The 11,958-nt window shown below is 69.7% G+C and carries 16 protein-coding genes and 1 pseudogene; 5 read left to right on the plus strand and 12 right to left on the minus strand.

Annotated features, from left to right (window positions below):
* Positions 1 to 211: 211 nt before the first annotated feature.
* Positions 212 to 832: a glutathione S-transferase family protein gene (locus tag WMF39_RS40815; protein ID WP_437741846.1), complete on the minus strand. Its 621-nt coding sequence runs from the start codon at positions 830 to 832 to the stop codon at positions 212 to 214.
* A gap of 415 nt (positions 833 to 1,247) precedes the next feature.
* Here WMF39_RS40815 and WMF39_RS40820 point away from each other — a divergent pair, with 415 nt between their 5' ends.
* Positions 1,248 to 1,442 carry a GxxExxY protein gene (locus tag WMF39_RS40820; protein WP_437741847.1) on the plus strand — a complete coding sequence of 65 codons (195 nt, stop codon included), beginning with the start codon at positions 1,248 to 1,250 and terminating at the stop codon, positions 1,440 to 1,442.
* A 121-nt stretch (positions 1,443 to 1,563) separates the two neighbouring features.
* On the opposite strand, the gene WMF39_RS40825 is transcribed toward WMF39_RS40820, so the two are convergent.
* Positions 1,564 to 1,743, minus strand: a complete 180-nt coding sequence (locus WMF39_RS40825) for a hypothetical protein (protein ID WP_437741848.1) — start codon at positions 1,741 to 1,743, stop codon at positions 1,564 to 1,566.
* Here WMF39_RS40825 and WMF39_RS40830 point away from each other — a divergent pair.
* Positions 1,742 to 2,521, plus strand: coding sequence for a hypothetical protein (locus WMF39_RS40830; protein ID WP_437741849.1), 780 nt, complete (start codon positions 1,742 to 1,744; stop codon positions 2,519 to 2,521). The genes WMF39_RS40825 and WMF39_RS40830 overlap by 2 nt on opposite strands.
* A 137-nt stretch (positions 2,522 to 2,658) precedes the next feature.
* Here the strand turns inward: WMF39_RS40830 and WMF39_RS40835 are convergent, their stop codons facing one another.
* A complete protein-coding gene (locus tag WMF39_RS40835; RefSeq protein WP_437741850.1) occupies positions 2,659 to 2,883 on the minus strand; it encodes an addiction module protein in 225 nt (74 codons plus the stop codon).
* Between the two features lie 327 nt (positions 2,884 to 3,210).
* Entirely contained in the window at positions 3,211 to 3,606 is a 396-nt protein-coding gene (locus tag WMF39_RS40840) for a winged helix-turn-helix transcriptional regulator (protein WP_437741851.1), read from the minus strand.
* 147 nt (positions 3,607 to 3,753) lie between these two features.
* Between WMF39_RS40840 and WMF39_RS40845 the strand changes: the two genes are divergently transcribed.
* Complete coding sequence (locus tag WMF39_RS40845; protein ID WP_437748100.1) at positions 3,754 to 4,560, plus strand: SDR family oxidoreductase; 807 nt, start codon at positions 3,754 to 3,756, stop codon at positions 4,558 to 4,560.
* 238 nt (positions 4,561 to 4,798) lie between these two features.
* On the opposite strand, the gene WMF39_RS40850 is transcribed toward WMF39_RS40845, so the two are convergent.
* Positions 4,799 to 5,362, minus strand: coding sequence for a cysteine hydrolase family protein (locus WMF39_RS40850; protein ID WP_437741852.1), 564 nt, complete (start codon positions 5,360 to 5,362; stop codon positions 4,799 to 4,801).
* Positions 5,363 to 6,266: 904 nt separating this feature from the next.
* On the opposite strand from WMF39_RS40850, the gene WMF39_RS40855 reads away from it, so the two are divergent.
* On the plus strand, positions 6,267 to 6,971 hold the full coding sequence (locus WMF39_RS40855; protein ID WP_437741853.1) for an NADPH-dependent F420 reductase: 705 nt from the start codon (positions 6,267 to 6,269) through the stop codon (positions 6,969 to 6,971).
* Positions 6,972 to 7,030: 59 nt separating this feature from the next.
* On the opposite strand, the pseudogene WMF39_RS40860 reads toward WMF39_RS40855, so the two are convergent.
* The 6 genes and pseudogenes from WMF39_RS40860 to WMF39_RS40885 all read right to left on the minus strand — a co-directional run.
* Positions 7,031 to 7,222, minus strand: a pseudogene (locus WMF39_RS40860) (JAB domain-containing protein); the annotation flags it as partial.
* 78 nt (positions 7,223 to 7,300) lie between these two features.
* Positions 7,301 to 7,783 carry a DUF6036 family nucleotidyltransferase gene (locus WMF39_RS40865; RefSeq protein ID WP_437741854.1) on the minus strand — a complete coding sequence of 161 codons (483 nt, stop codon included), beginning with the start codon at positions 7,781 to 7,783 and terminating at the stop codon, positions 7,301 to 7,303.
* The gene (locus WMF39_RS40870) at positions 7,755 to 7,979 is read right to left on the minus strand and encodes a hypothetical protein (RefSeq protein WP_437741855.1); all 225 of its coding nucleotides are present in this window, start codon (positions 7,977 to 7,979) and stop codon (positions 7,755 to 7,757) included. The genes WMF39_RS40865 and WMF39_RS40870 overlap by 29 nt, the downstream gene beginning before the upstream one ends.
* Before the next feature lie 288 nt (positions 7,980 to 8,267).
* Positions 8,268 to 8,492: an addiction module protein gene (locus tag WMF39_RS40875; RefSeq protein WP_437741856.1), complete on the minus strand. Its 225-nt coding sequence runs from the start codon at positions 8,490 to 8,492 to the stop codon at positions 8,268 to 8,270.
* A 287-nt stretch (positions 8,493 to 8,779) separates the two neighbouring features.
* Positions 8,780 to 9,406, minus strand: a complete 627-nt coding sequence (locus WMF39_RS40880) for a JAB domain-containing protein (protein WP_437748101.1) — start codon at positions 9,404 to 9,406, stop codon at positions 8,780 to 8,782.
* A 5-nt stretch (positions 9,407 to 9,411) separates the two neighbouring features.
* Entirely contained in the window at positions 9,412 to 10,065 is a 654-nt protein-coding gene (locus tag WMF39_RS40885; protein ID WP_437741857.1) for an RNA polymerase sigma factor, read from the minus strand.
* 168 nt (positions 10,066 to 10,233) lie between these two features.
* On the opposite strand from WMF39_RS40885, the gene WMF39_RS40890 reads away from it, so the two are divergent.
* The gene (locus tag WMF39_RS40890; protein WP_437741858.1) at positions 10,234 to 10,512 is read left to right on the plus strand and encodes a helix-turn-helix domain-containing protein; all 279 of its coding nucleotides are present in this window, start codon (positions 10,234 to 10,236) and stop codon (positions 10,510 to 10,512) included.
* Positions 10,513 to 10,884: 372 nt separating this feature from the next.
* Here WMF39_RS40890 and WMF39_RS40895 read toward each other — a convergent pair whose 3' ends face one another.
* On the minus strand, positions 10,885 to 11,835 hold the full coding sequence (locus WMF39_RS40895) for an integron integrase (protein ID WP_437748102.1): 951 nt from the start codon (positions 11,833 to 11,835) through the stop codon (positions 10,885 to 10,887).
* Positions 11,836 to 11,958 lie beyond the last annotated feature (123 nt).

Consider the following 11,958-nt stretch of genomic DNA (forward strand, 5'->3'; position numbering starts at 1 on the left):
AGCACACGCGCAGCACGCGCCTGGTGCTGGCGCAGCAAGGGAGCATCCGATATTCCGGATACACGTCGTCCGGAGCGAACGTTCGCGCAGCCTGGTGAGCAGCCGGTAGTTCATCCAGTCGGCCTGGGCGTTGGGGTGGCCGCCGCTGCTGGCGCTCATGAAGCTCATGAGATAGCCGCCAGCGCGGCTGGGCGGCCCCAGGGCGGAGACTTCAGCCCGGCCTGACCCGCTGGGCCGCAGGCCGGCTCGTGCAGCGGGCGATCCACGCGTTCACGTTCGCGAAAGGCGAGAGGTCCACGCCGAAGCGGGCCAGGAACGGCAGCGCCGTCACGAGCGACACGTCGGCGAGCGAGAACTGGTTGCCCACGAGGTACTCCTTGCCCTCGAGCGCGCGGTCGAGGATCCCGATCCCGTTCGCGAGGTCCTGCTTTGCGCCCTCGGCTACCTTGGGGTTGCGCTCGTCGGCGGGGAAGCGCTCCAGGGTGTTGCGCAGGAGCCGCGTCGTCGCCTCGAACAGCGTGACGTTGCCCCAGGCCATCCACTTGAACGCCTCGGCGCGATCGGCGCTTTGCGGCGGGAAGAGGCCCTTGTCCACGCCGAAGCGCTCGCCGAGGTAGAGCAGGATCGCGAGCCCCTCGAAGATCGGCTTCCCCTCCGCGACCAGCAGCGGGACCTTGCCGTTCGGGTTGAGCGCGAGGTACTCGGGCTTGCGCTGATCTCCCGCCGCGAGGTCGAGCTTGACCTTCTCGTAGGGGACGCCGAGCTCCTCGAGCGCCCAGTGCACCCGGTCTGCGCTCGTCATGGGGGCGTAATAGAATTTGAGGTCGGACATGCGGCGAGCAGAACTCCGCCGCGCGCGAGCCGCAAGGGGGCTTCGTTCGTCGCGCATGAGCTCGTTCTCGGTGGACGGCGCTCCACCTGAAGGACGTCACGCCCGAGGCGCCGTGACCCGACCGAGGTTGGGGGAACAAGCCACGGCCGGTGGCTCCGCGTGCTCCAGCGCGTCGTGCGGCTGCCGGAGGCGACGGAGATGCGGGCGGGGGCTGGGCGCTGCAGGCTGGCGGCGTGCGGCGAGGCGTCGCCGGGAGGCGATCGCGCAGCGGGCCGGAGCGCAGCGGAGGGCCTGGACGCGAGCGAGCATGGCGCGACCTGTCTCACACGACGGCGGACACGCGGCCACGCTGCCCTGAAATCCGGATTCGTCGCCAACTGACCGCGACGCCATCCGTAGGCACAGCGCATATCCTGTGGAGCAGCCAGAATTCAACGCAAAGGCGCAAAGGCGCAAAGGCACAAAGGCGCAGGACGATGGAGAGGAAATGAACGAGAATGGGACAACCAAGATCGTCGATGCGGCGTTCGAGGTGCATCGCAGCCTTGGATGTCCGGGGCTGCTCGAAACCGTCCACGAAGAGGCGCTTGACTTCGAACTTGAGTCGTGAGGGCTCAGCGTGGTGCGCCAGACGACGGTGCCGCTCGTGTACAAGGGCAAGCATCTTGCACCGGACCTGCGCCTCGCTCTGCTCGTGGGCGACATCCAAGCGCTCGTATGCGGTGACCGTATCACGGTGCTGCGGCGAGCTCGTCGCCGTGCGTCGCCTGCACATGGAACGTCTCTTGCGGAATCGAGCTCGTTGCGCCGGGCATCGCCGCTCGCCCGCGGAGCATCGGGCCGGGGGACGAGATGGAGCGCGCCTCGATCTCACCGCCGGTCAAGGTCGAATGAGCGCGGAGGATCGCCATGAAAATCGATCGACGTTTCACGTTCGCATTCGCCTTCATGATCTCTTGTCTTGCCGGGGCATCCGTTGTCGGCTGCAGCGCCGGCGCCGGGACGATGGAGGACGACTTCGAGGTGAACTCCGACCCCCAGGCGGGCCTGCTCGCGCGAGTCGACTACGACGGGGGTGGGTACGTGGAGTTTCTGCGAAATGAAGAGGGGGGCGTCTTCATCGGATCCGTCTTCGAGAAGACAGGGTTCGATCCGCTGCGCGGGATCCAGATCAGCCGCTTTCTGCCGAGCGAGCTGTTCACGCACCTGACGAATCGCCCGGCGCCGCCGGACCTCATCGCCTCGGAATGCGGAGGCGACCTTCTGTCGAACCCGGAGGCCCTGGCGACGCAAGGGCAGCCGGACGGCGCAGGTGACCGCGGGCCGGGTCGCGCCGAAGAGCTCGGTACGGCGGCGTCGGCGTTCTCGGCGGCGGACTTCTCCGCGCGCTTCTGCACATCCGGAACCGACCACTGTATCCTGGGTGTCTCTGGTAACCGGAGCATCAGCAGCGGTGGACGCGCCAAGACGACAGAGGGGCACACGGACGTCCTGAGTGGCTCGCTCCGGCTCCGCGTTCTCCGGAAGAGGATCGTCGGCAGCGATGAGACGCTGGGTAACTACATCGGCAGCGAAGGCGTCCTGCTCCGCTTCTCCGAGTCGACCGCGGGCATCAACCGGGTGATGCGCGTGATCGTGGACCAGGCCGAGACCGCCTCGTACCACCTGGCGATCAACTTCTCGGACTGACGACGCGAGGTGATGCTGTTGCCGCGCCCAGGCCGCGGCGGTGACGACCCGGAGCCCGGGCGCGCGTTCTCGTCCGCCTGCACGGGCACGATCGTTCAGCTCGACCTCGGCCCGGTCGTGAACGATGACCGGGAGCGTCACCGGAGCCGCGCGCGGGCGTCACGAAAGGCGTCCCCGGCCGGTCGCCCCCGGGACGGATCTGCGTCGAGCTCTGCGTCCCGGCGCGTCGCTTCCTCGGTCCAGAGGCGCCTGTGCTCCTCCTCGGAGAGCTCATCCAGGCTTGCCAGAAGCGTCTCTGCGAGACGTGCGCGCTCCGCGACGGGCAGCTTCAGGGCTTCGGCTTCCAGCTCGGGAAGGTTCACGAGGGGATTGTACCGCGCCGCTCGGAGGGTGCGCAGGCGCGCTTCCCCATCGGCGAGGCGATGCCGCGACGACGGCGATGGCCGACGTCGACTGGCGTGGCGCAGGCACGGAGCGACCTGATCGAGCTCGGGCTAGTCAAGCCACGGTCGGTTGCTCCACGTGCTCCAGCGCCTCTGCCGCTGCCCGGGCTCGCGGACCTCCCGGCCGGGGCGGTGCGCGGGAGGCTTTCGGCTGGATGCGCAGGGGCGCTGCGCGCCGGCGGCGGGGCGCTGCGCGCCGCGAGGGCAACCTCGTGGACGGCGGCGTAGCGGCCGCTGGGGCAGCCATCACGAACGCGAATCGACGGGAGAGGACGCGCCGCGCTTGGCTGCCCATCGCAGCAGCGTGTCCAGCGCCGGGCAGAGCGCTTGTCCCCACTCGGTGAGCCCGTACTCGACGCGGGGCGGCACCTCGGGGTGCGTGACGCGCCAGATCATCCCGTCGCGCTCCATCTGCCGGAGCTGCTGGATCAGCATCTTCTGCGAGATGCCAGGGATGGCGCGCTCGAGCTCCGAGAAGCGCTGCACCTTCCCTCCGAAGAGGCGGAACAGGATCACCAGCTTCCAGCGCCCCTTGAGGAGCTCGAGGGCCTGCTCGACACGCTCGGCGGCGATCTCGGGAGTCGTCGGCTCGTCGTACTCACCTTCAGGTGCGTACCCCACCTTTTCGTGCGTTCTTGCCACCCGATGAGCCTAGCCCAACTTTGCGCGCGAGGGGGCCCACGCGCCGGGCCGCGAGTCATCGTCCCTCAGGAGGAATCACCGCCCATGCAAGTACCTGAACCGCTCGCAGGGGACGTCGCCGCGCAGAACGCGCGGAGCGTCGATGCCATGCTCGCCTGCTCCCGAAGATTCTCGATCGATCCCGAGGAGTTCGCCGGCAAGCGCGTGCTCGTCACAGGCGGCACCAAGGGGGCGGGCGAGGCCATCGTCCGCCGCCTCGGCGCGGCGGGCGCCGTGACGGCGACCACGGCGCGCTCTGCGCTCCCGGCAGGCCAGTCGCCGAACGTCTTCGTACAGGCCGACCTCGCCACGGTAGCAGGGGTGGACGCCGTCGTCCGCGCGGTCCTGGGCGAGCTTGGCGGGATCGACATCCTGGTCCACAGCGTCGGCGGCTCCTCTGCGCCGGGCGGCGGCTTCGCGTCGCTCACCGAGGACATCTGGCACGACGAGCTGTCGCTCAACCTCATGGCCGCCGTGCGTCTCGATCGCGCGCTCCTCCCGCACATGATCGCGCGAGGCGCGGGGGTCGTCCTCCACGTTTCGTCCATCCAGCGCCGGCTCCCTCTCCACGACGCGACGATCGCGTACGCGTCGGCGAAAGCCGCGTTGTCCACGTACAGCAAGGCGCTCTCCAAGGAGCTGGGACCGAAGGGCGTCCGCGTGAACTCGATCGCCCCGGGATGGATCCGCACGACGGCAGCCGACGCCCTGGTGAAGCGCCTTGCCGACGGCGCCGGTACGGATGAAGACACGGCCCGGCAGGGCATCATGAACGCGCTCGGTGGTATCCCCATCGGGCGTCCCGCATGGCCCGAAGAGGTCGCGGAGCTCGTCGCATTCCTTGCCTCCGACAGGGCGGCGTCCGTCCATGGGAGCGAGTACCTGATCGACGGGGGCACTGTGCCCACCGTTTGACGGCAAACACCGGACCCACTCGGCACAACGCCCGCCCGCCGAACAGCCGCTGAGCACCCGTTGGATATTGTCCGGCGTGCGAGCGTGTACGACGTCCAGATCAAACGTGTTGACGGGGCTCCCTGGATCACGGCGGCGACGCCACCGACGACAATGAAGTCGACTCGATAAATCTGCCGCGTGCTGAGCGAGGCAATCGGCCTGTACCGCGCCGCGGGCTACCGCGAGGTCGAGCCGTTCAACGGGGAGCCGTACGCGCACCACGAGCTGGCCACTGCGCGCAAGTAACGATTTCCGCTCCCCTGCTGGGAAAGACGGTGTTGACGAGGAGCTCGTGCACCGCCGGGTCCGGGTCGGCGCACCCGTCGCGGAGCACCGTCAGCTCGTAGCCCCGGTCCGACGCATCGTACAGCGTGGCCGCGACCATGGCGCTCGTCGCGACACCAGTGAGCGCGAGCGAGTCCACGCCGCGGGCGCGGAGCACCAGATCGAGATCCGTTCCTGCGAACGCGCTCGTGCGCCGCTTGAGCACGACGACGTCGTCCGCGGTGACCTCCAGCGCGACCTCCGTACCCGGCGAACCCTCGTGGAACAGGTTGCCGGCCCGGTGGAAGGCCGCGAAGACCTCACCCGCCAAGTCCGCGCCGTTGGCCCGAAACGCGGTACGCACGAACACGACCAGCACCCCGGCTGCGCGGGCTCGCGGCAGCAGCTCGGTCACCGGCGGCACCACGGCCTTCGTGAACGGGTAGTTGTCGAGAATCCCGACCTGGAGGTCACCGACGATCAGCGCGCAGCTCATGGTGCGAGCTTCTCCATCCGGCGGCCCACCGTCAATAGAACACCGACGCCGAGACGGTCGTCGAGGTTCGCGGGGCAGTCTTCTGCCCTCCCTCGGCGATCATGCCTTGCCTCAGACACGACGCTCGATGGCCCCTCGACCGGCACACGTACCAACTACATACTCGCCTGCGTCATCGTTCGCGTCCAGCGGCGCGCCACGCGTGCGCCTCTCATCGGCATGCCCGTGCGCTCGACGCGCGGCGCGCGACCATCAATGGCCCGACGCGCGGCGCACGCGCCACGTGCTCGTCTGCGTTGTCGTCGGGAGCTCGGCCGCCGTCTCGACGGGGGCGCCGACGGGGACGCGGCCAACCGGGCTCATCGGGGCCACCTCCGAGAGCGGGTGAGGGCGCGGGCGAAGTGGAGATCAAGCGCGGCCGGCCGCGCATGCGTCCCGCCGGCACCTGAAAGCCAGTCCCCGGTGTCCGTACCTCGACAGCCCGCGGCCATCCGCGCGCTTCTCCACGTGGCTCATCGTCGGCGCGTGTTTTGCCGGAGCTTCGGACGTCGTCCCGCGTGGTGGAGAGCTCGGCAAGCTGCGGCAACCTGAACAGCCCCGCCGCTGATCGGCCGCGCCGTTGCAGGGGCACTTCTTCGCTTCGGAGGGATGGGGCATCGAGGGCCCGCTCGCGCCTTCGTCCGGTGTAGATACCGCACGGTCCTGCGTTGGTCTGCTTGACAAGGTGGGGCAGCCGTCGGATACGCTGCCTTTGCACGATGCGTTGGGGCGGCACGTGGGAGTGGGTCGGAGTTCAAGGCGGACCGACCATTCAGCGAGCTATCGCCCGTCTGCGTCAGGCGATGCACCTGGACCGCCGGCGTCCGCGCTCGATCGCGGGCGGCTCGGCTCGAAGGAGTGACGAATGCAGATCGGAATCATCGGCGCCGGCTCGATCGGCGGGTCGCTGGCGAAGCTGTTGGGGAAGCTCGGTCACCAGGTCGTGATCGCGAACTCGCGCGGGCCGGACACGCTCCGCGAGCTTGCCGCCGAGACCGGGGCCACCCCCGTCACGGCCGCGGAGGCCGCGCGCGGCGGCGAGATCGTGGTCGTTACGATCCCCCAGCGCGCGGTCGTGGACCTGCCGAACGATCTCTTCGCCGGCGTGCCCGCCGATGTGGTCGTGATCGACACCAACAACTACTACCCGGTCCGCGACGGCAGCATCCCGGCCATCGAGGCGGGGCAGGTCGAGAGCGCGTGGGTCGCCGAGCAGATCGGGCGGCCAGTGGTCAAGGCGTTCAACAACATCTACTTCGAGAGCCTGCTCGCGAAGGGCAAGCCGAAGGGCACGCCGGGGCGCGTCGCGCTCCCGATCGCGGGGGATCCGCCGGAAGCGCGGGCGAAGGTCATGCGCCTCGTCGACGAGCTCGGCTTCGATGCGGTCGACGCGGGCGGCCTCGAGGACTCGTGGCGGCAGCAGCCGGGTACCCCCGGCTACATCCACGACCTCGACGCGCCTCGGCTGAAGGAGGCGCTCGCCGCGGCCGAGCGGAGCCGCATCCCCGAGTACCGCAAGGCCTCGGACGACTGGCTGCGATCGCTCATCGCGTCACAGAGCCCGACCTGATCCGAGCGCAGGCGGAATCGTCGGCCGCAGCGGCGGCCTCGAGGACACAGCATCCTCAGAAGGAGCGCGCCCCGGCGCGCGCGGGCGGCGTGGTAGCGGCGGCCGAGCTCGAAGGCGGCGGCGAGCCGGGTCGCGTCGAACAGCGCAATCTGGGTGCGCTCGGCCAGCGCCGCGGGCGAGAGGCGGCCGAGGGAGAGGAGAGCGGCCGTGCCGAGGATGCGCGGCGTGACGCCGGGGGTGACCCGACCCAGGTTGCGGTAGCCGGCTTGCGGTAGCCGGCTTGCGGTAGCCGGCGTCGCTTCGTTCTCGCAGGTCGACGTCGGTCAGTATCAGGGGGATCGGCGCGCACGGATCGCAGCGATCTCACCGAGATCGAGCAGATCTTTGGCACGACCGGCCGCGCGCTTGGCGCGTTCCAGGGCGTCCAGCCCCAGGATTCGAACCGTGGAGCCGTAGAGCTGGATTTCCTCCGACCCTTTCACAACGTCGTCGAAGCTACCCACTCCAGGCACATCGCCCAGCAAGTCTATGGCGCCAATATCCGTGCTCAGCGTGAAGTTGAGCCCGCTCCATAACGTCTGGTCATCCCAGAAGAAGGGCAACTCGGGAGGAAACCCGCGAAGCGTAGGATGGAACGGAGCCAGGGCGCGTGCGAGGCGCCGCAAGTTCTCGCGATCGCGCGAGTAGCACATATCGATGTCGTTCGTCGTGCGGCTCGAGCCTTGAATTACCAGCGCGAGCCCGCCGATGATCACGAAATCGACACGCTCACCGACGAGCGCTTCAACGACGCGCCGAAAGTCGGTGACCATGGGCTGCCTTCGCCTCCTCGATGAACTCCAGTGCCTTGCGCATCCGCTCGACTCTCTCGGTGGGAGTCAAGCGCAGGTTCTCGGCGATGAGCGATGCATCAACGCCAGAGGGGACCCTTTCGAGTATCCGCTGATCCCAGCTCTTCTCGGCGTCGGAGGGTTCAGCCGCTGTTCGTTCGGCTTGGCGATCATGCATCGGCGTCGGGCTCCTGACCCACTGTACCACGGTGGTGATCCCCGACGATAGCGAGCGAGCATGGCTCCCGAGGCCGGCCGGCTGTCGTCTCCCTGAGCGCGTACGCCCGTCGCAGTCCTCCCGCCTTGGACGTCGCAGCGGTCAGGTGGGTCCCACCGCCCGACCTCGCGAGCGCCTTTCTCGCGCGCCATCCAGGTCGAGGTCGCGCCTCGGGCGCACGATCGTTCAGCTCGACCTCAGCCCGGTCGTGCTCGACCTCAGCCCGGTCGTGAAAGATGACCGGGAGCGTCACCGGAGCCGCGCGCGGGCGTCACGAAAGACCTCCTCGGCAGGTCGCCCCCGGGACGGATCTGCGTCGAGCTCCGCGTCCCGACGCGTCGCTTCCTCGGTCCAGAGGCGCCTGTGCTCCTCCTCGGAGAGCTCATCCAGGCTTGCCAGAAGCGTCTCTGCGAGACGTGCGCGCTCCGCGACGGGCAGCTTCAGGGCTTCGGCTTCCAGCTCAGGAAGGTTCACGGGGGGATTGTACCGCGCGGCTCGGAGGCTGCCCAGGCGCGCTTCCCCATCGGCGAGGAGATACCGCGACGACGGCGATGGCCGACGTCGACTGGCGTGGCGCAGGCACGGAGCGACCTGACCGAGCTCGGGCTAGTCACGCCACGGTCGGTTGCTCCACGTGCTCCAGCGCCTCTGCCGCTGCCCGGGCTCGCGGAGCTCCCGGCGGGGGCGGTGCGCGGGAGGTGGCGGGCTGGAGGCACAGGGGCGCAGCACGCCGGCGGCGGGGCGCAGCGCGCCGCGAGGGCCTACTCGTGGACGGCGGCGTAGCGGCCGCTGGGCGTGACGATGACGTGGGCCGTGAGCGGGACGTGCAGCTCCGCGGAGAGGTGGCGCAGCTCCAGGGTCATGTCTTCGTCCTCGCGGGTCGGCGTCGGGTCGCCGCTGGGGTGGTTGTGGGCCAGGACGAAGCTGTGGGCGGCCATGTCCAGCGCCGTGCGCAGGACGGTGGAGCGGCCGACGTGGAGGGCGTCGTCGGAGCCGCGGGCGAGCAGGCGCGTCTCGCGGACGCGGCCGTGGCTGTCGAGGGCGGCGATCCAGAGCTCCTCGTGGACCAGGGACGCCAGCCTCGGGCCGAAGTACCGCGCCACGCGGGCGGCGTCGGTGAGGAGCGCGCCCCGGCGCGCGCGGGCGGCGTGGTAGCGGCGGCCGAGCTCGAAGGCGGCGGCGAGCCGGGTCGCGTCGAAGAGGGCGATCTGGGTGCGCTCGGCGAGCGCCGCGGGCGAGAGGCGGCCGAGCGAGGGGAGAGCGGCCGTGCCGAGGATGCGCGGCCCGACGCCGGGCAGGCCGAGCACCATCTCGAGGAGGGCGGCCTCGGTCGCGGTCGGCAGCTCGGCCGCCGTCTCGGCGGGGGCATCGACGGGGGCGCGGCTCATCGGGCTCATCGGGGCCACCTCCGAGAGCGGGTGAGGGCGCGGGCGAAGAGGCGGCGCGCGAGGCGGAGGCGGGTGGCGACCGTGGGGCGCGGGAGCGAGAGGGATGCGGCGATCTCGAGCGAGGAAAGGCCGGTGGCGGCGAGCGACAGGATCTCGCGCAGCTCGGGGCGGAGACGGTGAAAGGCGCGGAGGAGGCCGCGGGCGACGAGGCGGGCCTCGGGAGAGGGGGCGGCGAAGGCGGAGAGGCGGTCAGGGTCGACCGCGGGGAGTTCGTGGCGGCGGTGGGCCTTGTCGCGGTAGTGAGAGGCCTGCCGCGAGGCGATGCCGGCGAGCCAGCGGCGGAGGGCGTCGGCGGGAGGGAGAGCGGGGGACGGGCGGAAGCGGCCGGCGCGCAGGCTGCGCCAGGCGCCGAGGAGGGTGTCCTGGGTGAGGTCGTCGAGATCGGCGGGGAGGACGCCGCGGGCGCGGAGGGTGCTGCGGATGAGCGGGCGCTGTTCGAGGATCGCGGTGGGGTCGAGGTAGACGGCGGGGTGCGGTGGCTGCTGACGGAGGGGTTTGGGCGGGCGAGCGAGCCGGTTGAGAGCAGCAGGGCGGGGGCGGCGACGGGAGGGCGGATCGATCTCTTGGCCCTGGTCAGGGCGTAGACGTACGGTTTCCATGTCGGACCTCGTGGAAGCGGGGTTCGGCCACGCCGCCCGGGGTGTTACCAGCACCCGCGGGCGGCACTTTTGTGGTCTCGCCACGTTACGAACTGATAGCCGGCAGGTCAAGGAAATCCGATCTGCTGGATCATTATTCTGAACCCGGCGCGGGGGTACGCGAAGGGCGTGCGAACGCTCACGCTTGATGCCCTTCTGCTCTACATTGCGGCGAACCTGCGGCGTCTACGTCAGCAGCGCGGCATCACGCAGGAGCAGCTTGCGGAAGCCGCCGGGATCGAGCTGCGGACGATGCAGGCGATCGAGGTTGGGCGGCAGAGCATGAGCCTCGGCACGCTCGTCAGGCTCGCGAACGCGCTCGATGTGTCGCCTGGGGTTCTTCTCCGCAGCGCCGCGATGCCGGAGATCAAGCGAGGTCGGCCGCGCAAGCGTCCCGCCGGCACCTAACAGTCAACCCCCAGTGTCCGCACCTCGACAGCCCGCGGCCATCCGCGCCCTTCTCCACCTGGCGCATCGCCGGCGCGTGCGTTGTTGCGGCTTCGGACGCCGTCCCGCGTGGTGGAGAACTCGGCGAACTGCGGCAACCTGAACAGCCCCGTCGCAGATCGGCCGGGAGGTTGCAGGGGCACTCCGTCGCTTCGGAGGGGTAGGGCATCGAGGACCCGCTCGCGCATTCATCCGGTGTAGAGACCGCACGGTCCTGCGCTGGCCTCCTTGACAAGATGGGGCAGCCGTCGGCTACGCTACCTTTCCACGATGCGTGGGGGCGGCACGTGGGGGTGGGGTCGGAGTTCAGGGCGCTCCACGCGGAAGCGGCGGTCAGCGGTCGAGACGACTGATCACGCCGAGAGGACCGCGGTCGACGATGTGGGTGTAGATCATCGTGGTCCGCACATCCTTGTGGCCGAGCAATGTCTGAATCGTCCGGATGTCGGTGCCCGCCTCGAGCAGGTGGGTTGCGAAGCTGTGGCGGAGGACGTGGCATGTCGCGCGCCTGGTGAGCCCCACCGCCCGTCCGGCATCCTGCACGGCCCTTTGCACCGCCGATTCGTGCAGGTGGTAGAGGACCTGTCGACCCGTCGCAGGATCGGTGCAAGGGCGAGAGGCGGGGAAGAGGTACTGCCAGGCGAGGCTCGTGGCTGCTCCTGGCATCTTCGCTCGCAGCGCGTGGGGCAGGTCGACCTCGCCGCGGCCAGCCGCGAGCTCCTTCTTGTGCCGTTGCGCCACGGCGTCGAGCTGGGCCTGCAACTCGTCGCGCGCCCGAGCGGGGAGCAAGGCCGGCCGGTCGTGCTGTCCTCTCCCGCGGCGCACCATGATCTGCCGTCGATCGAGGTCGACGTCTTTGACGCGTATCGAAAGCGCTTCGAGGAAGCGAAGGCCGCTTCCGTAGAGGAGCTCGCCGATGAGTCGAAAAGGTGGGATCAGGTGCTCGAGCAAGGTGAGAGCGTCCTGTCGCCAGAGGACCGATGGGAGGTGCTCCGGCCGGCGGGCACGTTCGAGCGCTTCGAGCCGGGGTATCTGCAGGTCGAGGACCCGTCTGTACAGGAAGAGGAGCGCGCACAGCGCTTGGTTCTGCGTGGATGCCGCGGTGCGGCGTGCGACCGCAAAATCGTTGAGGAAGGCCGTGACCTCTTCCGCGCCCATCTGCCGTGGGTGCTTGCCGTGATGGAAGCGGATGAATTGCCGGCTCCAGTGGACACACGATTCTTCGGTGCGCGGAGAGTAATGCAGGCGTCGGATGGTGGCGCGTACGGCCTCGATGAGCGTTATGGGGATGATTCCGAGTGGTTGGGGCCGGTTCGTCGGACCCGCATTGACCCTTATCGGCGCAAGGCGGGCGGGAGTTGCGGCGGCCGGCGGATGTTTCGGCCGCACATCAGTCGCCCGAGGCAA

The organism is Sorangium sp. So ce1504, from assembly GCF_051521635.1.
Classification (GTDB): domain Bacteria; phylum Myxococcota_A; class Polyangia; order Polyangiales; family Polyangiaceae; genus Sorangium; species Sorangium cellulosum_B.

Bases quoted from the DNA above. Each gene is read 5' to 3' on its own strand.
- WMF39_RS40815 (WP_437741846.1), bottom strand. From the start codon at position 832: ATGTCCGACCTCAAATTCTATTACGCCCCCATGACGAGCGCAGACCGG.
- WMF39_RS40830 (WP_437741849.1), top strand. From the start codon at position 1,742: ATGAAAATCGATCGACGTTTCACGTTCGCATTCGCCTTCATGATCTCT.
- WMF39_RS40825 (WP_437741848.1), bottom strand. From the start codon at position 1,743: ATGGCGATCCTCCGCGCTCATTCGACCTTGACCGGCGGTGAGATCGAG.
- WMF39_RS40845 (WP_437748100.1), top strand. From the start codon at position 3,754: ATGCTCGCCTGCTCCCGAAGATTCTCGATCGATCCCGAGGAGTTCGCC.
- WMF39_RS40850 (WP_437741852.1), bottom strand. From the start codon at position 5,362: ATGAGCTGCGCGCTGATCGTCGGTGACCTCCAGGTCGGGATTCTCGAC.
- WMF39_RS40855 (WP_437741853.1), top strand. From the start codon at position 6,267: ATGCAGATCGGAATCATCGGCGCCGGCTCGATCGGCGGGTCGCTGGCG.
- WMF39_RS40865 (WP_437741854.1), bottom strand. From the start codon at position 7,783: ATGGTCACCGACTTTCGGCGCGTCGTTGAAGCGCTCGTCGGTGAGCGT.
- WMF39_RS40870 (WP_437741855.1), bottom strand. From the start codon at position 7,979: ATGCATGATCGCCAAGCCGAACGAACAGCGGCTGAACCCTCCGACGCC.
- WMF39_RS40880 (WP_437748101.1), bottom strand. From the start codon at position 9,406: ATGAGCCGCGCCCCCGTCGATGCCCCCGCCGAGACGGCGGCCGAGCTG.
- WMF39_RS40885 (WP_437741857.1), bottom strand. From the start codon at position 10,065: ATGGAAACCGTACGTCTACGCCCTGACCAGGGCCAAGAGATCGATCCG.